At 72.4% G+C, this 21682-nt stretch carries 15 protein-coding genes; 4 read left to right on the top strand and 11 right to left on the bottom strand.

What is annotated here, in order from left to right; genetic code table 11:
• Positions 1 to 14: 14 nt before the first annotated feature.
• Together E1288_RS03465 and E1288_RS03470 are read right to left on the bottom strand one after the other, a co-directional pair.
• Positions 15 to 461 (bottom strand): ester cyclase, encoded by a 447-nt coding sequence (locus tag E1288_RS03465; RefSeq protein ID WP_132480586.1) that lies wholly within the window; start codon positions 459 to 461, stop codon positions 15 to 17.
• 158 nt (positions 462 to 619) lie between these two features.
• On the bottom strand, positions 620 to 997 hold the full coding sequence (locus tag E1288_RS03470) for a VOC family protein (RefSeq protein ID WP_132480589.1): 378 nt from the start codon (positions 995 to 997) through the stop codon (positions 620 to 622).
• A gap of 266 nt (positions 998 to 1263) precedes the next feature.
• Between E1288_RS03470 and E1288_RS03475 the strand changes: the two genes are divergently transcribed.
• Positions 1264 to 2115: an NAD(P)H-binding protein gene (locus E1288_RS03475; protein ID WP_132480592.1), complete on the top strand. Its 852-nt coding sequence runs from the start codon at positions 1264 to 1266 to the stop codon at positions 2113 to 2115.
• Between the two features lie 64 nt (positions 2116 to 2179).
• Here E1288_RS03475 and E1288_RS03480 read toward each other — a convergent pair whose 3' ends face one another.
• Positions 2180 to 3490 carry an ABC1 kinase family protein gene (locus E1288_RS03480; RefSeq protein ID WP_132480595.1) on the bottom strand — a complete coding sequence of 437 codons (1311 nt, stop codon included), beginning with the start codon at positions 3488 to 3490 and terminating at the stop codon, positions 2180 to 2182.
• A gap of 191 nt (positions 3491 to 3681) precedes the next feature.
• Between E1288_RS03480 and E1288_RS03485 the strand changes: the two genes are divergently transcribed.
• Positions 3682 to 4488 (top strand): helix-turn-helix transcriptional regulator, encoded by an 807-nt coding sequence (locus E1288_RS03485; RefSeq protein WP_165967969.1) that lies wholly within the window; start codon positions 3682 to 3684, stop codon positions 4486 to 4488.
• A 253-nt stretch (positions 4489 to 4741) separates the two neighbouring features.
• Here E1288_RS03485 and E1288_RS03490 read toward each other — a convergent pair whose 3' ends face one another.
• Positions 4742 to 5200 (bottom strand): YdeI/OmpD-associated family protein, encoded by a 459-nt coding sequence (locus E1288_RS03490; RefSeq protein ID WP_165967970.1) that lies wholly within the window; start codon positions 5198 to 5200, stop codon positions 4742 to 4744.
• Positions 5201 to 5398: 198 nt separating this feature from the next.
• Between E1288_RS03490 and E1288_RS03495 the strand changes: the two genes are divergently transcribed.
• On the top strand, positions 5399 to 6937 hold the full coding sequence (locus tag E1288_RS03495) for a nuclear transport factor 2 family protein (RefSeq protein ID WP_165967971.1): 1539 nt from the start codon (positions 5399 to 5401) through the stop codon (positions 6935 to 6937).
• Positions 6931 to 8829: a Dyp-type peroxidase gene (locus E1288_RS03500; protein ID WP_165967972.1), complete on the top strand. Its 1899-nt coding sequence runs from the start codon at positions 6931 to 6933 to the stop codon at positions 8827 to 8829. Before E1288_RS03495 ends, E1288_RS03500 begins: the two co-directional genes overlap by 7 nt.
• 6 nt (positions 8830 to 8835) lie before the next feature.
• On the opposite strand, the gene E1288_RS03505 is transcribed toward E1288_RS03500, so the two are convergent.
• The 7 genes from E1288_RS03505 to E1288_RS03535 form a co-directional block, all read right to left on the bottom strand.
• Entirely contained in the window at positions 8836 to 9534 is a 699-nt protein-coding gene (locus tag E1288_RS03505; RefSeq protein ID WP_235883312.1) for a winged helix-turn-helix transcriptional regulator, read from the bottom strand.
• Positions 9535 to 9607: 73 nt separating this feature from the next.
• Positions 9608 to 11080 carry an MFS transporter gene (locus tag E1288_RS03510; RefSeq protein WP_132480607.1) on the bottom strand — a complete coding sequence of 491 codons (1473 nt, stop codon included), beginning with the start codon at positions 11078 to 11080 and terminating at the stop codon, positions 9608 to 9610.
• A 256-nt stretch (positions 11081 to 11336) separates the two neighbouring features.
• Positions 11337 to 11747, bottom strand: coding sequence for an acyl-CoA thioesterase (locus E1288_RS03515; RefSeq protein ID WP_132480610.1), 411 nt, complete (start codon positions 11745 to 11747; stop codon positions 11337 to 11339).
• Positions 11748 to 11750: 3 nt separating this feature from the next.
• Positions 11751 to 17312 (bottom strand): type I polyketide synthase, encoded by a 5562-nt coding sequence (locus E1288_RS03520; RefSeq protein WP_132480613.1) that lies wholly within the window; start codon positions 17310 to 17312, stop codon positions 11751 to 11753.
• 20 nt (positions 17313 to 17332) lie between these two features.
• Positions 17333 to 18307 (bottom strand): enediyne biosynthesis protein UnbU, encoded by a 975-nt coding sequence (locus E1288_RS03525; protein WP_207954157.1) that lies wholly within the window; start codon positions 18305 to 18307, stop codon positions 17333 to 17335.
• Complete coding sequence (locus E1288_RS03530) at positions 18304 to 20190, bottom strand: CRTAC1 family protein (RefSeq protein WP_132480616.1); 1887 nt, start codon at positions 20188 to 20190, stop codon at positions 18304 to 18306. The genes E1288_RS03525 and E1288_RS03530 overlap by 4 nt, the downstream gene beginning before the upstream one ends.
• 31 nt (positions 20191 to 20221) lie before the next feature.
• On the bottom strand, positions 20222 to 21205 hold the full coding sequence (locus tag E1288_RS03535; RefSeq protein WP_268951790.1) for a DUF1702 family protein: 984 nt from the start codon (positions 21203 to 21205) through the stop codon (positions 20222 to 20224).
• Positions 21206 to 21682: the final 477 nt, after the last annotated feature.

The raw sequence follows: 21682 nt of genomic DNA on the forward strand, positions 1-21682 counted from the left end.
TCGCCTCCCAGCGGTTACCACTGCGCGGTCGGAACCTCGATGCCGAGCTGGCGCGGGACGGTGTCCATTTCGTACAGTCCCCAGTGCTCGGAGATCAGGCCGTCGCGGATCTTGAACGCGGCCAGGCCGGGAACGGAGATCCGCTTGCCGGTGGCCGGAATCCCCTGGTACTCGCCGGTGTGCTCGAAGTGCAGCTCGATGAGCTGGAACACGGTGTCGTCGTCGGCGAGCATCATCTTGACCTCGATGCCGATGCTGGTGAACCAGGTGGTGCACTCCAGGAACCAGGAGAACGCGTTCTCCCGGCCCTGCTGGACGGCGCCGCTGGGCAGGTGGATCACGAGGTCGGGGGCCAGGTACCGGTCCATCAGGTCCACGCGCTGGGCGTGCATGCAGTCGCGCTGGAAGTGGCGGACCAGTTCCATGTTCCGTTCCGGGGTGCTCTTCGCTGCGGTGGTCATGCACCGGCCTCCTCGTGAGCTGGAGTTGACTCACGGCGCCGACCCGGCGGCGACGCCGAGGAGTCGGCTCCTGCCGCCAAGGTAGGCACCGGCGGCCCCCGGATTCTTCTTCCGCATTGCCCGTCTGGGCGCGATCGACCGACCGCGGAGCCCGCCTTTCAGGCCGGCTGGAATACGAAGAACTCGTTGTCGTCCTGGTCGACGAACGCCGCGAACCACTTGCCGTAGGGCTGCAGCTCCGGTTCGACGGTGAAGCGCACGCCGCGCCGGCTCAGCGTTTCGTGCAGGGCTTTGATGTCCGCGGTTTCGAAGGCGATATCGGTGAAGCCGCCGATTTTGGATTCGGTGCCGACCGGGAAGTCCTTGGTGGCCAGCGAGATGGTGGTCGGCGAGCCTGGCGGGGCGACCTCGATCCACTTGAAATCGCCGCCGTCCTGCAGTTCCCGCACCTCGAAGCCGAGTTTCTCGGTGTAGAAGCTCAGCGCCGCGTCCTGGTCGGTGACGTAAACACCGATCTGGGAAATGTGGGAGATCACGTGTCCTCCGGGCAATTGACGCAGATGAATTCCGGGCGTTCGTCGCCGACCGCTCCACCGCGCAGCTTTCCACATCGCGCAGATGTCCCGCCAGCTCGCCGATTAGCTGAGCAATCTGGAATAAACCGCGTCATCGCCATCCGCGCGCCCGGCCTTTAAAATGGATGAAACGTTCACCCGACCGAATCAACTGCGCGCCGCCGATCGCGGCACCGCGTCCGGGCGGCGTTCTTCGCGGATTCGTCGGCATTCCCAGGAGGAACTTCATGATCTTGGTAATCGGAGCGACCGGACCGGTGGGCAGCCAGGTCGTCGGCCAGCTCGTCGAGCGCGGTGCCGGCGTCCGGGCGCTGACCCGCGATCCGAAGGGCGCGCGGTTCTCGTCGGCGGTCGAGGTGGTCGGCGGCGATCTCGGCAAGCCGGAGACGCTGGCGGACGCCTTCGCAGGCGTGGACCGGGTCTTCATGCTGATGCCGACCTTCGGCGCGCCCGAGACCCGCACCTACGACGGGCACGTCGCGGAAGCGGCGAGCAGGAGCGGGGTCTCGCACCTGGTGCGGCTTTCGGTGATCGCCGCGGCGGACGATGCCGCCGACGACCCGCACACCGACTACCACCGGCACGGCGAGCAGGTGGTCCGCGACAGCGGTGTCGGCTGGACCTTCCTGCGGCCGGGGCAGTTCATGACCAACGCGCTGTCCTGGGCCGAGACGATCAAGGAAGGCTACGTGCGGGAACCCTACGCGCACGTCAAGCAGACTCCGATCGACCCGCGCGACATCGCGGCCTCGGCGGTCGCGGTGCTGACCTCCGACGGCCACGAGGGCAAGGCGTACTCGCTGTCCGGGCCGGACGCCATCAGCATCGAGGAGCAGGTCGCGATCATCGCCGAGGTCACCGGACGGACCATCCGCACCATCAACGTGCCGCCGGGCGTGGCCCGCGCGGAGTGGCTCAACGAGGGATACCCGGCGGGCATGGTGGACGGGATCATGAAGCACATGGCCGACGAGACCGGCATCCACTCGCAGCTGTTCGACACCGTCGCGGAGCTGACCGGCCGCCCGGCGCACACCTTCGCCGAGTGGGCGAAGGACAACATCGAAGCCTTCCGCTGACCGCACGCCAGGTGGGGCGGCGCCGGACGCCGCCCCACCTGGTGGGCCACCGGTAGGTGATCTCCTACGCGTTGCGCAGATCGGTCGGCCGGCCCGCCGCGCCGACCTGCTGGAAGTCCAGGTCCGGGCTGATGCCGCGGGCGGTTCCTTCCAGGACCAGCAGCGACATCAGCGGGAAGGCGAAGTCCGAGGCGGCGTAGATGCCGAAGCGCTGCTGCAGTTCGAACACCGAGTTGCCGAATTCGGCCATGTCGAACCGGTTTCCGGGCCCGGCCGCGGCGGCCACCAGCTCCGTCATCGCCGCCGTGAAACCGTCGGTGTCCACCTTCGGGCCGACGTCGACCGCGCTTTCGAGGACGATCTCGCCGCAGCGCCGCCCGTTGCCCGCGACCAGCTGCGCGAAGAACTCCGCCAGCAGCGCCCGCACCCGGTCCGGCAGCTGCACGCAGTAACCCGCGTCGAGGATCACCACCTGCGGTTCCGGTGTCACGTAGAGGTTTCCCGGGTGCAGGTCGCAGTGCACGAAGCCGTCCACGAACATCATCCGGTACGCCGCGGCCAGCACCGTCCCGGCCAGGTCTCGCCGCGTCTGCGCGGGCAGCGAATCCGGGGTCGTCGCGTCCAGGTCCGGGATGTAGTCGAAGACCAGGCATTGCGGGCCGGACGGCTCCGGGTGCAGGGCCGGCACCCGCACCGCCGGGATGCCGGCCAGGCAGCGGGCGAGGTGCCGCACGTTGGCCGCCTCGCGCTCGAAGTCGAGCTGCCCGAGGATGGCACGGCTGACGTAGCCGACCAGGTCGGCCATCGGCATGCCGCGCATCTTCGGCATGCGTTGCGCGACCTTCACCAGCAGCCGCAGCAGCTCCAGGTCCGCGCGCATCCGGTCGTCGATGCCCGGCCGCTTGAGCTTCAGCGCGACGACCTGCCCGCCTTCGAGCACCGCGCGGTAGACGCAGGCGATGCTGCCGCTGGCCACGGCATCCGGCTCGACCTCGGCGATCGCCAGCGCGGGACGGGCCAGTCGCGCTTCGCGCAGCGCCGCTTCGGCGTGCTTGCGGCGCATCGGGCGGACCGAGTCGTGCAGGTCGGCCATCGCGTCGCACAGCTCGGCGGGCATGGTGTCGCGCCGGGTGCTGGAGATCTGGCCGAACTTGACGAAGGTCGGCCCCAGGTTCTGCAGCGCGCGGACCAGGCCGCGATAGCCGTGCCGGCGCGCGTCGGACCGGCCGCGCGCGATCCGCCTGAACAGCGTCGCGGGCCCCGTTCGCGCGGATTCCCAGCCGACGATCGAGAGGATGACGACCAGGCGGATCAGCAGTCGCCAACCGGGCACCGGTCGGGCGGTGGACGTGTCGTCCTGGCGCTCAGCTTCCATGGTCCGACGGTGCGCCCGCCGGTGGCCGTCGGACTTCTCGCATCTTGTCGAATTTCGGGGCGGTGGGAGCGCCGGGTGCGCCGCCCGGCAGCGCCGGACGTCCCCCGTTTCGCCGCTCCCGCCAGGTGCCGGCACCGGCTAGATTGCTTAACTATCACATAGTCGGATTCTCTCCGGTGAAGGGGGACGACGTGACCGCTGAAACGACCGCCGATCACCGGACCGCCGCGGTGCTGCGCTCCATCCGGTGCATCCGGCAGAACGTCGGCGACGCGCACCTGCTGCCGGACCTGGCGCACACCGCGCTGCTGAGCCCGTTCCACTTCCACCGGGTGTTCCGGCGCGTCACCTCGGCGACGCCGGCCCGGTTCCTGGCCGCGGCGCGGATGGCGGAGGCCAAGCGCCTGCTGGCGCGCACTCCGATGAGCGTCACCGACATCTGCATGCGGGTCGGCTATTCCAGCCTCGGCACCTTCACCACCCAGTTCACCAGGCTGGTCGGGGTGCCGCCACGCCGGTTCCGCAAGCTCCTCGAGCCGTACGCCGACCAGCCCGTCGGCGAGATCCTCGGGCGGCTGCGCGCGGTGCTGCCGGAACCGGTGCGGGCGCAGGTGACCGGCTGGGTTTCCGGTGCGCCGGACGGTGCGCTGGCCGCGGTAGGGCTGTTCCGCTCCGGCATTCCGCAGGAGGTGCCGTCGGCCTGCGCGATCGTGCGACCGCCGGGCATCGCCGCCCTGGGCGGGTTGCCCGACGGCGATTTCCACGCGCTGGCAATGAGTTTCGACCTGCGGGCGAGCGTCGCGGATGCGCTGGTCGGGGAGGACGAGGAGCTCTGCCACGTGGGCACGGCCCCGCAGGTGGTGCAGATCCGGGACGGCCGCGCCGTTTCCGCGACCCCGCTGCGCATCCAGCTGCGCCCCCAGGCCCCGGTCGACCCGCCGCTGGTGCTGGCCACCCCGATCCTCCTAGCGGCGGACCTGCTCGCCCCGGCGGGCTGAAGAGACGTGGTGGCGCGGGGTCGTGGTAGGTCGGGTGGTGGCTTCGAGGTGGTGGAGTGAACGGCCTGTTCACCTCACGTATCGGGACGAACGGGCCGTTGACTCCACACCGGCTGGTGCCCGCCGACGCCGGGCGGCTGTAGCGAACGGACCGTTCACCTCACCTATCGAGGCGAACAGGCCGTTCACGCCACACCAGCCAACGATGACTCACCACTGTGCAACGGGTTCAAAGACAGGCGCTGAGGCACCGTCAGCGTTGCTTGCGGCCCTGCTTGAGGAGCGCGACGACCTCGGCGGCGCGGGATGAGCGGGTGTCAGCCGATTTCGCTCCGGCGATCCAGCCGGTGTACTGGCGCTGGTAGAAGCCGGAGAGGCCGTCGAAGAACGCCGCCGCGTCCGGTTCTCCTCGCAGCGCATCGGCGAGTTCGGCCGGCGGTCGCACCGGTTCCAGGTCGGCCGGTTCGACTGCGACCGCCACCTCATCGCCGGGCTCGACGCCCGCGGCCTCGCGCAGCTTCTTGTTGACCGGGAAGAAGAACTCCCCGCCGCTGCTGCCGAGGGAGCCCTCGAACTCGGTGCCGTTGATCGTGCCGCGGACGTAATGCCTGGGGCGCTTTCCCCACTCCGCGGTCGGATCGAAGGGCATGCGGACCCGGACGTGGCCGCGCTCGCCGGTCTCCAGTCGGGCGCTGAACTCCTTGCGTTGCACGATCTTCTCCTGCCTGTGCCGGTGGGTCGCCAGCGTACGACGGGTACCGGCGGTGGTGCGGCGGATCGCCCGGTCGCCGGTGAAGAGGGCAAGTTGGAAGAAGTCCGGGCCCCGCCCGGCCGAGAGACTGGACCGCGTTCGCCCGCGGGGGGTGACCCGCGGGCCGGGGGATCTCACGGTCTGGGGGGAGTGATCGGGATGGCCCTGTCCGACCAGCAGCGTCAGGTGATCGCACGGCAATGGCTCGACGCCGCCCACAGTGGCGACCTGCAGGCCCTCGAAAAGCTCATGTCCGGTGCGGTGATCGACCACTCCGGCCTGATCGACGCCTACGGCGGCGGCGCGCGCGGCTGCATGGGGCTGATCGGGGAACTGCGCAACAGCCTGCCGAACTACAGCGGCGCGGTGCAGTCGGTGGAGGTCGACGGCGAGCGCGTGACGATCCGGCACCGCGGTACGGCCGACGCGCCCAACCGGGCCGGCGCGCTCGCGCCCGCCAGCGGGTGGGGTGACACCCCGCAGCGGGTGGACTTCCAGATGACCTCGGTGGTGCGCATCGACGACACCGGCCGCATCGTCGAGCACTGGGCCCCGGAAGGCCCGTTCGGGCAGATCGGTCCGCCGCCGACGCCGGAGCCGGGCGAGCCGCAGACCGGCACGCCGGAGCAGAACAAGCGCTACATGCAGAAGTTCGTGCGCAACGTCATCGACGCGGAATCCCCGGAGAACGCCCGGTACTATTTCGTGGAGAACTTCCGCAACCACGACCCGGCGCCCGGCGAGAAGCCCGGGCTGGCCGGCGCCACCGACTTCCTGCGCAGCATCTACGCCGCCTTCTCCGGATTCCGGACCACATTGGACCAGCAGGTCGCGGAGGACGACCTGGTCGCGGGCCAGTGGTCGCAGACGTTCGTCAACACCGGCCCGTACCTGAACTTCCCCGCCTCCGGGAACCGGATCGACATCGGCGGGATCACCATCACCCGGGTGCGCGACAACCGCATCCTGGAGCAGTGGGAGGCGCGTGACGCCGTGAGCCTGGTGTCCCAGATGGGGGTGCCCTCGCCGCTCGGGCCGCTGGAGGACGACGAGCCGGCCACCGATCGCGACGAGGCGAACAAGGCGCTGGCCCGCCGGTTCTTCTACGACGTGTGGAGCAACGGCAAGCTGGAGCTGATCGACGAGCTGTTCGCGCCGGAGTTCACCAACGGCCTGCCGCTGCCCGGGCAGCGGCCCGGCGTGGCCGGTGTCCGGCAGCTGGTCCGCCGCATGCGCTCGGCCTTCCCGGACGGATCGGTCAGCGTCGACCTGCAACTGGCCACCGAGGACCGGGTGGTCAGCCGCTACACATTCCGCGGGACGCACCAGGGCTCCTTCCGCGGCGTGCCCGCCACCGGGAAGACCGTCGAGGTCACCGGCATCGGCATCCACGCCGTCGGCCCCGGCGACCGGATCACCGCGCACTGGGGCTACTTCGACGACATGACGCTGATCATGCAGCTCGGGCTGCTCACCCTGCCGACCGAGCCGCCACCGACGCAGGGAGGGAAGCCGCCGGGCGGTGGCCCGCCGCCGGGCACGGGCTATCCCCAGGGGCAGCAGGCCCAGCAGCGTCCGGACGTCACGCAGCGGATCACCGTGCAGCAGCCGCCCGGACAGCAGCCCCCGGGGCAGCAGCAGCCGCCCCAGCAGCCGCCGGGTCAGCAGCCGCCGGGCGGGCAGCAGTCGTCGTGGTAACCGGTTCCCATCGGTGGCCGGTCACTCCGGCCGCCGATGTCGTGCGCTCGCTGATCCGCCGGGTGTACCGCGGCAGGGATCGCGCCGCCCTGGAGCTGCTCGTCGCCGACGACGCCGCCGAAGTCCGCGCGGAGTGCCTGCGGATCCTCGACCTGCTGGCCGGGTTCCCCGATGCCCGGCCGGTGCTGGAGGACCTGATCGACGACGGCGGCTGGATCGTCGCCCGGTTGACCGTCCACGGCACGCACCTCGCCGCCGGGCCCGGACCGGACGCGGCGGAACCCACCGGGCGGCGGATCGCCGCGCCGCTGTTCGGCATGTTCCGGGTCGACGGCGGCCGGATCGTGCAGTCCTGGCAGCGATTGGACGAGCAAGTGGTGGCGGCCGGGCTCGCCGATCCGGCGAATGCGGTCGAGCCGGCGCTGGAGCTCGACGAGATCCAGGGCAACGTGCTGCCCGGGTTCCGCAAGGACCACTTCGCCTTGGTGTACCTGGAGATCCGGGACCTGGCGCGGGCCCGCGCCAGGGTCGCCCGGCAGGCGGACGTCGTCGCCACCGCCGCCGAGGTGCTCGACTTCATGCGTTTGTTCGGCGCCGCGACCCGCCGCCGCGGCCACCGGCCCGGGCTGTCGGCCACCTGGCGCAACCTGGCCTTCTCCTGCGATGCCCTGCGCCGCTTCGCCCCCGACGCCGATCAGATCGACGCCCCGGCCTTCCAGGAGGGAATGCACTCCCGCGCTGCCACGCCGGCGGCGGACTGGGTGGTCGGGTCGCCGGGGTCCGTGCCCGATGTCGTCGTGCTGCTCGCCGCCGATGACGAGCCGGGCCTGGCCGCCGAATGCGCGGCGCTGCAGGCGGAACTGGGTGACGGGTTCGACCTGCGCGGCATCCAGCGTGGTGCCGCGTTGCCCGGCGAGCGCGAGCACTTCGGCTTCCGCGACGGGGTTTCGCAGCCCGGCATCCGCGGGCACCGGGCCGCCCCGCCGTTCGACCCGATCACGCCGCGCCGGGATCCGCGGGACGTGCAGCGCGGCCACCCGGGCCAGCGCCTGGTGTGGCCGGGGGAGTTCGTGCTGGGGTACCCGGCGCAGGACGCCGCCGATCCGGCCTTGCCGGGCCCGGTGGCCGACGTCGGTCCACAATGGACCAGAAACGGCACCTTCCTGGTGTACGCCCGGTACCGGCAGGACACCGAGGGATTCGCGGAATTCCTCACGCGGGCCGGGGCGGCGATCGCGGAGCGGGAACCGGAGCTGGCCGACCTCAGCCCGCACCGCCTGGGCGCGCTGCTGGTCGGGAGGTGGCGCAGCGGTGCGCCGGTGATGCGCGCGCCCGGCTCCGACGCGCCGGAACTGGGCGGGAGCGGCCGTCTCAACAACGACTTCGCCTACCGGCAGGCGACCGCGCCGCTGCCCGCGTCGGCGGTCTGCCCGGTCAGGTACCCGCCCGCCCCGGCGGATCCGGCGGGCCTGCGCTGCCCGCTCGGCGCGCACATCCGCAAGGCATACCTGCGCGACGACACCCCGCCCGGTGCGATCGCGGGCGACGTGCAGCGGCATCGGATGCTGCGCAGGGGAGTCCCGTACACGGACGAGACGCCGACCGGTGTCGATCGCGGTCTGCTGTTCCTCTCCTACCAGGTTTCGATCGAGCGGCAGTTCGAGTTCGTCCTGCAGCAGTGGCTGCGCAACCCGTCCCTGAGGGTGCCGGGGGAAGGTGTCGATCCGTTGCTGGGCGTCGTGCCGGGCGGCCCCACGGCCGTGCGCATCCCGGTTGGCGACGGCGGCCGGGCCGTCGAGGTGGATCTGGAGCGCTCCTGGACCGAACTCACCGGGGGCGGCTACTTCTTCGTGCCGTCGGTCTCCGCGCTGCGCCACCTCGCCGGGTGCTGAGCCCGGTCAGCCGTCGGTGGTGGTGGACAGCCGGAGCATCCGGACGCAGCGCTGGATCGCGTCCGGGTCGCCGTCGATCGTCAGGCCGCCGGTGATGATGGCGTCGAAGGGGCTGAGCATGCGGGCGCCGATGCGGATGAAGGTCTCCGGGTCCGCGCCGACCACGATGGCCGGCGGCAGCTCCCCGGAGCCGCGGCGCACGTGCACCTGGCCGTCGGCGACCTCGACGGTGAAAACCCGGTCGCCGACCCGGAATTCGTAGCTCTCGTCGCGATCCGGCAGGTCCGAGGTGGAGATCATGGCCTGCACGGCGAGGAAACCCCACTCGGCCCGGCTGATGCCCGCGCTGTCCTCCTCGCTGAGGAACTGCATGCCCCAGTGCGCCAGCGCCAGGATGGGCTCGCGCAGCTGCTCGCCCCGTTCGGTCAGCCGGTACTGCTTGCCGCGGCCGTCGCCGGGCACCGCGTGCTGCTCGATCACGCCGTGCTCGATGAGGGTGCGCAGCCGCTCGGCGAGCAGGTTCGGGCCGATGCCGGGCAGGTTCGGGGGCAGCTCGTTGAACCGCGCGGGACCGATCAGCAGCTCGCGCAGGATCAGCATGGTCCAGCGCTCGCCGATGACGGTGAGCCCGGCGGCGAGCCCGCAGAACTGGCCGTAGTCGCGTTTGCCCGCCATCGCTCCGCCGCCCGTCCTCTGGCTAGTCACTGCGAGATGACAATCGCAAATGATAGTAACAGCCTGGTTCGGGCGGACCGTTCGGGATCGCGTGGCGTTCGCCTCACAGCGGGGCCTTCTCGGGCAGGAGTGCGGATTTCCCGGCCGTTGCGGTGCGGTGGCGCCGGCCGATGTACCAGGAGAGCAGGCCGCTGCAGAGGGCCAGCACGGCCACTGCCACTAACACGTCCGATACCGATGCCACCAGGGCGGCCAGCACCAGCGGCCCGGCCAGCCCGCCGAGCCGGTTGCAGAACGAGATGTTGCCGGCCACCCCGGCCCGGCGTCCCGACTCGGCCAGGTCGGCGGCGACCGGGAGGAAGACCGCGGCCATGGTGTTGACCGCGAACAACGACGCAACCAGGGCGCCCGCCGAGACCCAGGCGGCGCCGTCGGCCACGCCGGAGAAGGTCAGCGCGAACAGCATCGTCGCGGTGAGCACGGCCAGGCCGAGGCAGATCGGCACCGGGCCGAACCGGCGGTAGCACCAGGCCAGCAGCACCGCGCAGGGCACCATCGCGAGCGCCGCAGCGGTCAGCAGCGCGTTGGCGGTGCCCGCCGGCAGCCCGTCGGCCCTCGACAGGGTGGGCACCCACGTGGTGAGCCCGAAGGTCAGGATGCCGGTCAGCGCGGCGTACACCCGTTGCAGCCCGGTGCTCAGCGTCGAGCGCGCGACGGCGGTGCGCGCGGCGGGCGCGACCGGTGCCGCGCTCGGGGCGCGCTCCGGTACCAGGAAGGTCACCGCCACCAGGACCAGCCCGGTCGGCGCGCCGATGAGCCACAGGATCCGCCAGCCGAAGACCGGTTCCAGCCACAGCGCCGATCCGGCGGCCACCAGGTAGCCGATCGCGGTCGCCACCACCGACAGCGCCACCACCGCCGGCCCGCGCACCCGGGTGCCGAACACGTCGGCCAGCAGCGTGACCAGCAGCGGCGCCAGCCCGCCGACGGCGACGCCCATCAGCAGGCACATCACCACGTTGCCCGCGAAGGTCGGCATGCACCCGCACATGCTGGTGGCGGTGAAGCCCAGGGTCGCGATCAGGTAGCAGCGGCGGCGGCCGTACCGGTCGGCGAGCCGGCCGACCAGCAGTGCGCCGGCGGCGGTGCCGGTGAGGCCCGCGACGGCCAGCAGCGAAGCGGTGCCGGGCGAGATGCCGTACTCCTCCCGCATGCCGGGGATGACGAACCCGAGCGTGGACGTCTTGCTGATGTCGATGGTCAGCGCGGCGGTGGCGACGACGGCGACCAGGCCCGTCCGCCGCCGGGAGAGCGCGTCCGCCGCGACAGGCCGGCGCGCGGGGTGCCAGGGCGCGGCGGAGAGCACGAGGAGGATGCCGACGGCGGCGACGAACATCTCGGGCATCTCCGACAGGGGCATCCCGTGCAGCCGGGACACCGGGGGCTCGCCGGTCATGCCCGGCATCGATGCGGGCATGGTCATCGCCCGCGCGAAGCCGATGGCGGAGGCGATCAGGGTGATGGCGGTGCCGACCGCCACCACGGCGGTGCCGCGGGTGGGTGCCACGACGGACATGGGTTTCTCCTTCTCCGAGTCTGTGAGCGAAGGCCCGTTCTTGCCTTTGTCTTTGAAGCGGCGCAGCCACTTAGCCCACCTACGCAAGCTGACCACCCGCGGGTTCTCAGACTGTGCCCGCCCTGCTGGGCTACTGGGCGAGGCCAGTCCCCGATGCCGCGTATTGGGCATACGTAAGTCGGGATCCCGCAGTCCAGGCGGCGTCTGAGGTTCCGCTAGGTGACCACCTGCGAAAACCGAGTTCTCCAACAGGTTTTCAGCTGAAGGCCCGCAGGGCGTGCGCGAGTTCGGCGGGGATCGGGATGGGGTGGACCGCGTCGCCGGTGCGGCGCATGCAGGCGACCGTCTGGCCGCCGCGGGCGACCGGGGCGTCGTCGCGGCGGAAGTCGAAGTCCATCGCGATCCGGTTGCCGGACGCCGCCCGCAGCGTCATCGCGATGTCCACGGTCTCCAGCGCGAAGCACTCCGCGTGGTACTGCATCGAGCAGGACAGCGTGACCAGCGCCAGTTCGCCGGTGCTCAGCGCGGTGAGCACTCCTGGCGCGTGGTCGGCCAGGAACCGCTCCCGGCAGTGGCCCTGCCAGTGCAGGTAGTGCGCGAAGTAGACGTTCCCGACGAGGTTGGTCTCGTCGAGCGTGACCGTGTGCCGGTGGTGGTAGGCGCGCATGGCTCACTCCACCGGCACGGCGACGGCCAGGGCCGCGTCGCCGAGCTCGTCGATCGGCGCGCGGGCGATGACCACCCGCACCCGCCCGGCGCGGACCACGACCAGGCCGTCCTCGGTGACGTGGTCGATGCGCAGCGGATGTCCCTGCTCGTGCCCGAGCTTGACCACCGCCTCCCGCGCCGTCCACACCCGCGCAGCGGCCGCCGCCGGGTCCTCGCCGAGCTTGTCCGCCACCTCGTCGACCAGCCCGCGGTCGACGCGTTCCAGCACGGCCGGCCGGATCGGTTCGGTCGGCGAAATCCGTTGCCAGTCCAGGCCGATCGGCGTTCCCGCGACTCCGAGCAGCAGGCAGCCCCCGGTGTAGGCGGCGCTCGCGTGCCCACCGGGCACGTGCAGGGCGCCGCGCGGATCGTGCCCGGCGGGCGCGCCGAGCACGCGGGTGAGGAGTCCGGCGGCGTCGCCGCGGGCGCCGACGGCGGTGATCAGCTCGATCCCGTCGGCCAGCCCGGTTTCCACGAGCCGGCGCGACAACCACGGGCCGACCAGGCGCAGCGGCAGCTCGCCGGACCGGTGCTCGCCGGTGGCGCGCAGCCGCAGCCCTTCCCAGCGGGCGACCGCCGCGCCGCCGGGATCGACCACGTCGACATCGAAGCAGTACGTGTCGGCGGTGTGCTCCCGTTCGTCGGCGATCACCCGCAGCGGGCCGCGCGGTGCTCGCCACACCGTCATCCGGTCGGCGCCGGTCGGCAACGCGAGCCGGTGGGGCACGCAGGCCAGCAGCGCGTGCAGCGCCGCGTCGTGCGCGCCCGGGTCGCCGAGGAGCAGCTCGCCGCTGTGGAACTCGGAGAACCAGTCCTGATCGGCGGCCTGGACCCACGCCCGCACGCGGAAGGCCGACAGCACGTCGTAGCGCAGCAACCGCCGGAATCGTCCACTGTGGAACAGGATGTTCCCGTAGTACGGGTGCGGTTGCCGGTTCTCCTGGGGCGGTTCGGCCGCGTGGATCGCGGGCGGGGCCGGTGGCGCCGTGGTGATCCGGGCGGTGAACTTGTCGGCGCGGAAGTCGTCCCGCGCCTCGCGGATCACCGCCTCCACGTCACCGCCGCCGGCGAGCGCGGCGATGCGGATGGTCGCCGCGCCGTCCACCGCGATCGGTTCGCGCAGCGCCACGTCGGCGAACGAGCGCACCTCGTCGGCCCCGGCCACGCTCGCCACCTGCGCCATCGCCTCCAGGCCCAGCACCGCGGGCAGGACCGGGGCGCCGGCGATCCGGTGGTCGTCGAGGTAGCGGTCGGCGCCCGGGCTCAGGTGCGCGTCGCTGACGGCCTCGACGCCCGGCGTGCGCGTCAGCCGGTCCTCGTCGAAGCGCAGCAGCGGCTCCGGTCCGGTGTCGAACGACGCCGTCGGCATCGCGGGGAACCGGGAGGTGACCAGCAGCGACACCGGGGCGTCCGGGGTGGAGAGCACGTCCAGCAGCGCGGAGTTGCCCTGCTCCGGGCCGATCGGCACCACGCCCTGCGCGCGCAGCGATTCCAGCACGCCGAGGTCAACGCCCATGCCGATGCCCGACCACAGCGACCACTCCAGCAGGTGGACCCGGCGGCCCGGCGCGGCCCACGCCTCCAGGCGGTGCCGCAGCACGTCGTTGGCCAGGCAGTACTCGGCCTGGCCGGGAAGCCCGAACCGGCCGATGATCGAGCCGTAGCCGACCACCAGCCGCAGGTCCTCGCACGCTGCCAGCAGAGCTTCCAGGCCGTCCACTTTGGGCCGCATCGTCGCCGCCAGCGAATCACCGGTCACGTCGGCCAACCGACGCGGCTCGTTGACACCGGCGCCGTGCAGGAGACCCCGGACAGGCCCGTGCGCGCTTGCTTCGGCGACCATCGCGGCGACCGCCGCCCGGTCGGCGACATCGCAGCCGAGGTAGTGCGCGTCCACCCTGGTGCGCATGTCCCGCACCGCCGCCGAGATCTCCGGATCGTCGGCGGCGGTGCGGCCGAGCAGGACGAGCGTGCAACCGGTGCGTTCGGCCAGCGCGAGGGCGGAATGCGCCGTGATGCCGCGGACCCCGCCGGTCACCAGGCACACGTCCCCCTGTTGCAGCGGAAGTGGTTGCCCGCCAACGAGTTCCCGGTGCCGCAGCGCGGTGCGCGTGATGCTGCCTGCGGCGTCGATGTGCAGTTCGGCGTAGCCGTCGCGGATCGGGAGTCGATCCGGGACGAAGCGCGTTCCGGGCTCGTCGAGCCCGACCACCCCCACCCAGGCCGGGTGCAGCTCCGCCGCGACGCTGCGGCCGATGGCCGCCGCCGCTTCGTGGCCACTGTGGACGATCAGCAGCCGGTCGGGCCCGGTCTCCGCGATGTCCCGCAGCAGGGCGGCGATCCCGGAGCGGGAGAGCGTCTCGTCGAGCACGACCGCCAGGTTCCCGGCACCGTCGTCGTGGTGGTCGAGCAGCCAGTGCCCGGCCGGTGCCCGCACCGACCAGCGCAGCCCGCCGCCTTCGGCCGGTGCTACCGGGAGCCGGTCGGCGGCGAAGGCGCGCACCCAGCCCCGGACCCCGGCCGGTGCCTCGGCGTCGCTGCCGGCGGCGTCCGCGTCGAGCTCGGCGAGCACGGCGGCCGCTTCGCCGACCGTGGCATCCGCCAGCGACAGCGGGGAACTCGGCGGCCGCTTGCCGAGCGCGCCGGCCACCCTGCCGACGATCTGCACCACCTGCAGGGAGTTCAGGTGCAGGTCGCCGAGCAGCGAACTGCCCGGGCCGATCGACTCGGCGGGCAGCTCCAGCTGCGCCGCGAGGTGCTCGATGAGCGCGGGTAGCGGCTCGGCGGGCAGCTGCGGCCGCGCGGCCGGCTCGGGTGGGGCACCGGGAACCGCCAAGGCGGCGCCGTCGACGCGGTCGGCGGGCTGCTCGCAGGGGTTGGCCAGCAGCCGGGGCATCGCATCCGCCCGGACCGTCCGGAACCGCCGGTCGGCGAACCACGGGCCGAGATCGGCCGCGCCACCGGCGACGAGCACGGCGGTGGCGAACGCATGCCGCCGGGCCGGGCCGCCGCAGTCCAGGCTGATCGCAGGGGTCGCGGTGGCGGACCGGGCCAGGCCGGACAGGATGGTGCCGGGGCCGGTCTCGACCAGCAGGTCGCAGCGGGCCGCCAGGCGTTCGAGCGCGGCGGTGAACCGCACCGGCCGGGTCAGCTGCTCGACCAGCAGCGCGGGAATCGCCGCGTCGGCGGGGAGTTCGGTGCCCGTGATGGTGGACAGCACGGTGCCCGCGAGCGCGTCGAACTCGAAGTCCCGCAGGGCCCGCCGCAGCGGCTCGACCGCGCCCAGCATCGCGGGGCTGTGGAACCCGTGCGAGACGGGCAATTGCGTCGCGGTGATGCCGTGCTCGGCGGCCCGCCGGACGACGGCCAGCACGTCGGCGGTGGGACCGGAGATCACGACCTGTTCCGGGCCGTTGTGGCCGGCGAGCACCGCCGCGGTGCCGTCCAGCAGCCGTTCGGCCTGTTCTGCCGTGGCGGTCAGCCCGGCCATGCCGCTCTCCGGCGCGCCGTGCTCGGACATGATGCGCCCGCGCTCGGCCGCGAGCCGAAGCCCCGCACCGGCGGTGCACGCGCCGGCCCAGACGAGCGCGCTGATCTCGCCGAGGCTGTGCCCGGCCGCGGCGGTGGCGCGGCAGCCCAGCCGGTTGAGCCAGGCCAGCCCGGCCAGCGACTGCCGGACGATGGCGGGTTGCGCCAGCCGGGTGTCCACTTCGGACTCGTCCACCGCGGGCAGGTCCGGGACCAGCATCCGGGCCGCCCAGCCGGGCAGCTCGGTGCGGACCGGCGCCGCCTGCCCCGGGAACAGCAGGCCCACCCGGATCGCGCCGGCACCGAGCGCGTAACCGGCCTGCTCGTCGAAGCCGAGCCGCCGGTCCCAGCCCCGCAGCCCGCGGCGGGCGGCGCGCGCCGCATCGGCCAGCGCCGCCGGATTGTCGGCGACCAGCGCCGCGCGCACCGCGCCCACCTCCTGCCGCTGGGTGGCCGCGAGGTCGTGCAGCTCGGCATCGCTGAGCCGCTCGGCGATCGGGGCGAGGACGTCCAACCGGTGCGCGAGCTCGGTTTCGTCGCGTCCTGCCACCAGCACGATCTCGTGCTCCGGGAGCGGCGCGGACCACTGCAGCACCTCCGGTGGCATCCGGCGCCGCCCGCGCTCGCCACCGGCTTCGAGCACGACGTGCGCGTTGATGCCGCCGAACCCCATCGACGACACCGCCGCCAGCCGCCTCGGCGAATCCCACGGCTGCGCCCCGGTGAGCACCCGCAGCGGCGTGGTCGCGCGATCCAGCAGTTCGTGCGGAGTCTCGCAGCCGGTGGTCGGCGGCAGCACGCCGTGGTGCGCGGCGAGCGCGGCCTTGATCAGCCCCGCGACCCCGGCGGCGGCCTTGGTGTGGCCGATGTTGGCCTTCACGCTGCCCAGCGCCGCCTTGGCCGCACCTGGCCCGCGCACCTCGGTCAACGCGGCCAGCTCCACCGCGTCGCCGACCGCGGTGCCGGTGCCGTGCCCCTCCACCATTTCGACCGCATCGGGCCGGATCCCGGCCATCCGGTAGGCGCGGCGCAACGCCAGCGCCTGCCCGTGCTCGGCGGGCCGGGTGAGTCCGCCCGCGCCGTCCGACGAACTGCCCCAGCCGGCGACGCGCGCGTACACGCGCATGCCCAGCCGTTCGGCGTCGGCGGCGCGCGCCAGCGCCACGAGGCCGCAGCCTTCGCCGGGCAGGAAACCCGTCGGCGCGCGGTCGTAGATGCGCATCCGGTCGGTGGCCAGCGCGCCCAGCCGGGCGAAGCCCACCAGCTCGAACGGATCGAGGCTCAGGTCCACGCCGCCGGCCAGGGCGAAGTCCAGCTCTCCGGTGCTCAGCGCCCGGCAGGCCGCCATGACGGCCAGCAGGCTCGACGAGCACGCACCGTCCACGGTGTACCCGGTGCCGTGGAAGTCGAAGTGGTTGCAGATCCGCCCGGCGATGGTGTTGCTCAGCGCCCCGGCCAGCGACTCGTCGCCGGGCACCGGGAACGGCGACTTCACCAGCTCCGCCAGCCGGCTCACCACTTCGGCGGCCACGTCGTCGGCGACGCCGCTGCGGTGCAGCGCCGTCGCCGCGGCGTCCCGCACGAACGGCCACCGGGTGCGCAACGTGCCTGCCCTGGTGAACTCGCCGGTCAGCGAATTGCCGATGATCACGCCGGCGGTGGCGCGGTCCAGCCCGTCGCCGTCCGGGCGGCCGGCGTCGGCCAGCGCCGCCGCGGCGGTCTCCAGCGCCAGCCAGTGGGTGTGGTCCGCCGCCCGGTGCAGCGCGCCCGGCACCCCGAACCGGCTTCGGTCGAACTCCCAGTCCCGCAGCAGGGCCGCCCGGTCGACGTAGGTGAGATCGGGCTCGGTCGGGTCGCCGCGGTAGCCGGCCGACAGCCGTTCCCCTGGCAGCGCGCGGAACGCCCTGCGGCGGCCGAGCACGTTCTGCCACAGCTCTTGCGGACCGGTGGCGTCCGGGTACCGGCAGCCGATCCCGACCACGGCGATCCCTTCCATGCCAACCTCCCGTTCGGTGCTCACCGGATCGGATCGAGCTGCTGCCGCTCGCGCATCGGCGCGCGCCGCTCCCGGGATCCGGTGGCACGGGCCAGCAGCAGGACCGCGCCGCGCAGGGCGCAGGTGATCACCAGCGCGAAGAAGAGCCCGAACACCACGCCGGAGACGACCAGCGCGCCGTAGACGAGCGCGGTGCAGGCGCCGAAAACGGCCTGGTTGCGGGATTTCACCGGCGTGGTGCCCGGATCGGTGATCATGTAGTTGGTGTAGAGGACGAATGCCACGCCGGTCATCGGCAGCAGCGCCGCCACCAGCGAGTGGTCCAGCAGCAGCCAGCGCAGCACGGCCTGCGCGGCGAACCCGCCGACCCAGCCGAGGATCAGCGGGACCTTGCCGGTGAGCTTGGCGTTGATCATGGTGCCGAGCATCAGGATGCCCAGCGGGATCAACCAGTCGACGGTGCCGGTGGGGAAGTTGGTGAAGTGGTACGGCGGCGCGATCCCGACCCACGGGAACAGCAGCAGCGTCACCACGATGCCGAAGTTGGACGGGTTGAGCACGTGCCGCAGCCGGCCCGCCACCTGGATGCGCACGAGGTACTTGCTCGTGTTGGCCACCACCACGGCGAACAGGTACGGCCACAACGAGCTGTTGCCGTACAACAGCATCGCGCAGGCCAGGGCGGTGATGTGGGCCGGCAGCAGGAAGTTCACCGCAGCCTGCGCGCCGCCCAGGTAGGCGGGCCGGACGTCGCGCGCCCGGCTGTCCAGGAACTCCAGCAGGAACGCGACGGCGTAGCTGGTCAGCACCGCGGCGACCGGGGTGATCGGGGACTGTTCGAACCCGAGCACGGTGTGCCCGGCGATGTTGAACACGGTGATCGAGACGGCGAACCGGCGCAGGGCCTTGATCCGCTTGTCCACCGGTGGTGCCGGGGCCGGATCGGGCTCGTCGCGGGAGGGCTGGCGGGTGGTGGTCGGTGCGGTGCTCGTCATCGGATGACCGCCGTTCCGTCGGGGTTCAGCAACACGGTGTGCGTTCCCGGACCGATGTCGATCCGGGCGGTGTGCACGGCGGTGCCGTCGCGCCAGGTGATCTCGGCCGGCACGGCGCGGCCGTCCGGCAGCCCGAAGTGCAGCGTCGAATCGGACACCCCGGCGTGCCCGTTGGCGGGGTAGAGCTGGGCGCGCTGTTCGCCGTCGGGGAAGGAGAGCACCGCTTCGGCGCCGATCGCCGGGGTCCGGCCGCCGGCCGCGGCGGGCCGCAGCAGCCGCAGGTCGGCGGCCGGTGGGGCGCCGCGCGCGGTGTTGAGCAGCAGGCGCGAATCCTCCCACTGGTTGGCGACCAGCGCGTCCAGCAGGCCGTCGCCGTTGACGTCGCCGAGCGCGAAACCGCGCGTGACGTCCGGCGCGCCGATGCCCGCCGCGACGGCGAGGTCGTGGAAGCGGCCGTCGCCGGCGCGGACCCAGAACGGGTTGTGCTCGTGGCCGGAGAGGTCGTCGCCGGCCTGGAACTTCGGCCACGCCGCCGGGTACCGCAGCAGCTCGTCGTTGCCCATCGCGAGTTCCTGCAGCTCGGGCCACCGGTCGCGCTCGCCCTTGAGGAACCCGGTGGCCTGCAGCAGCTCGTCGGTGCCGGAGTTGTCGAAGTCCCCGACCTTGATGTCCCAGGACCAGCCGCCGCGGGCCAGCCCGAGCTCCTCGGCGCGCTCGTCGAAGGGCAGCTCGCCGCGCCGCAGGTCCGCCGCCTCGCCGGTCGGGACGAACGCGAAGTTGCTCTCCTGCAACGCGAACGGGGTGGTGATGTTGCTGACCACCATCATCGGCAACCGCTGCCCGCGGGAGTAGCTGTAGTTGACCCCCATGCCCTTGAAGGAGTCGTGGCCGAGGACCTCGGAGCGTGGCGTGGTGACGTCGCGCCGCCCGTCGACCTGGGTGAGCCGGACCTGGCCCGGCGTCGAGGAGTTGACCAGCAGCTGGTCGGGCCCGAAGTCGTTGGCGAAGTACAGGTCCGGCAGCATCCCGTCGGCGAGGTTCTGCAGCCCGATCGACAGCGTCCAGGACCGCGCCGAGGCGTCCGGCAGCGCGTTGCTGGCGTCGACCAGCCGCGGCTTGTCGTCGGGCCGGCCGGTCGGGGTGGCGAGCAGCAGCTTGTTGGTCCCGGCGTTGCGCGCCTTGCCCATCGAGTCCTGCATCCGCATCCGCGGATCGTCGGCCGCCGCCGGGTCCAGCACCTTGGCGCCGTCGGGGAAGTAGTTGCCCACCAGGACGTCGAGGTGGCCGTCGCCGTCGACATCGCCGACGTTGACCGCGGTGGAGTTCCAGACCTCCATCGGTTCCACCAGCTCCACCGGGCGGAAGCCGGCCGGGTCCAGCCGGCCGGTGTTCAGGAACAGCACCGGTGAGCGTCCCCAGTAGTAGACCAGGACGTCCTGGTCGCCGTCCTCGTCCAGATCCGCGGGCACGCAACCCATCGGCGCCATCGTGGCGTCCTGGCGGAGCCCGTCCGGCCGGAGCCGGAACGGCTCGTACTGCGGGCCGCCGCTGCGGGGCACCGGGAGGATGGTCACCGAGTCATCGCGCGGATCGACCAGGCAGGCGTCTCCGGAGCGGCCCAGTCCGCGCAGATCCGCCAGGCCCACCGAGGCGCCGACCGCGGAGATCCAGCCGCGGATGTGCTCCAGGCCGGGAGCCACGGTCCGGTCGGTGCGCGCGTTCGGCGGTGGCGCGTTGATCGGCACCGATTCGAAGCCGAAACCCCCTGCCAGATCGCGGGTTTCGGCATCGCTGAGGGCCGGGCGGACGGTGAGCAGTCCCAGTGCGAGGCACAGCAGCAGGCCGACGGCGGCCGGGAGGGCGCGGCGCAGCGAGCTCGGCATGGGCGTTAACCTCCAAGATCGGGTGCCGGGTTCAGGAGTTGTCGAGCACGGTGCGCCGCAACCGCGACTTCCACTCGGTATAGGACTCGATTCCGGTGCTGCCGTCGAGACCTTCGGCGGCCAGGTCGGTCCACCCGGCGGCGTCTTCCGCGCCGGTGGCGAACAGGGTTCTGGCGCCGAGCGCGGTGTGCTCGGGAACGATGCCCGATCGCGCCCGGGCGGCGATTCCGAACAGGCAGCCCTGTCCTAGGTGCGCCCAGTGCGGGCCGCTGGCCTCTTGCAGCGTGCGGAACCCGGTTGCGTCGAGGCCGCCCGCGTAGCAGGAAGCCAGGCCGACGCCGGACCACAGGTGCGGCCGGGCCCGTTCGTCCACAGTGGATATCCGGTGCCGGATTCCGCCCGGATCGGCGCTTTCGATGAACCACAGCGCCCGGCCGCAACCGGCGATGCGGGCCTGGCGGCGTTCGTCCTCCGGGTTCGCGCAGGCCTTGCGCAGCCTGGCCGGACCGGCGAAGAAGCACTCCGCGAAGCCCGCGCCGTCCAGCGCCAGCCAGCGCAGCAGCGGCGTCGCGGGAACCGGCACCGGCAGCGGGATCCTCAGCGGTGCCAGCGCCCAGCCCACTCCGACGTGGATCAGGTGGACGTAGGCGGAGCCGGGGCCGGCCAGCAGCCGGTGCAGTGCGCGCGCCCGGCCGAAGGTGGCGAGATCCCGCATCCCGGCGTGCATCGCCGCACCCTCGTAGGCGAATCCCCTTTCCTCGTCGGGCAAATCGGCCAATGCCGGATGCGGGTGCCGCCAGTTCGACACGGCCAGGTTGAAACCGTGCAGGAACGATCGCGCGTGTTCTTCCAGCAGCGCGCGGTTTTCCGGGCGGTCCACCCGGAAGCCGCGGTGGGCGAAATCGGCCATGGCCATCGGCAGCCGCAGGATCCTGGGCGGCCGGCGGTGGCCCGGCGCGGATCGATCAGTGTCCTCGGATGGGTGCGAACGGGTGCGGTCGGGCGGAGAAATCACGTATTCCCCCAGCGCGGCAATGAAGGAGTGCGTCCCGGTTTGCGGAGCTCGCGGCCGCGGCCGCTGTCCCGGGGCTCGGCTTCGCCGATGTCGCGTGCCTCCCAGGCGCGGCGGGCCCTGCGGGCCGTGCGCCCGGTCTCCCCGGGATCCGGAGCAGAAATCAGCTGCCCCCAGTCACTACTATTTCCTACATCGGTATTCGCGGGGGTGTCAAGGGGTGATCAGCCCTGCTGAGGAAGGCCGTTGCCGGCCCCGGCGATGCGTTTCCGCCGGCGGCGCCGATGTCGCGCAGAGCATTCTCCGCCGGGCTCCGCGGCATCGGCGCAAGTCGCTCCGAGTGCCTCGGAAAGCTGAGAATTGTCAGCAAATGCTGATGATTTCAGTCGGATGGCGGTACTGGATCGGTTGCGTCCGAACGGCGCTCGACGCGAGCTGCGGCGGTGCGCTACGTTACCGCGAGTGTCCGGATCGCATCTG

The sequence above is a fragment of the Saccharopolyspora elongata genome, from assembly GCF_004348985.1.
Classification (GTDB): domain Bacteria; phylum Actinomycetota; class Actinomycetes; order Mycobacteriales; family Pseudonocardiaceae; genus Saccharopolyspora; species Saccharopolyspora elongata.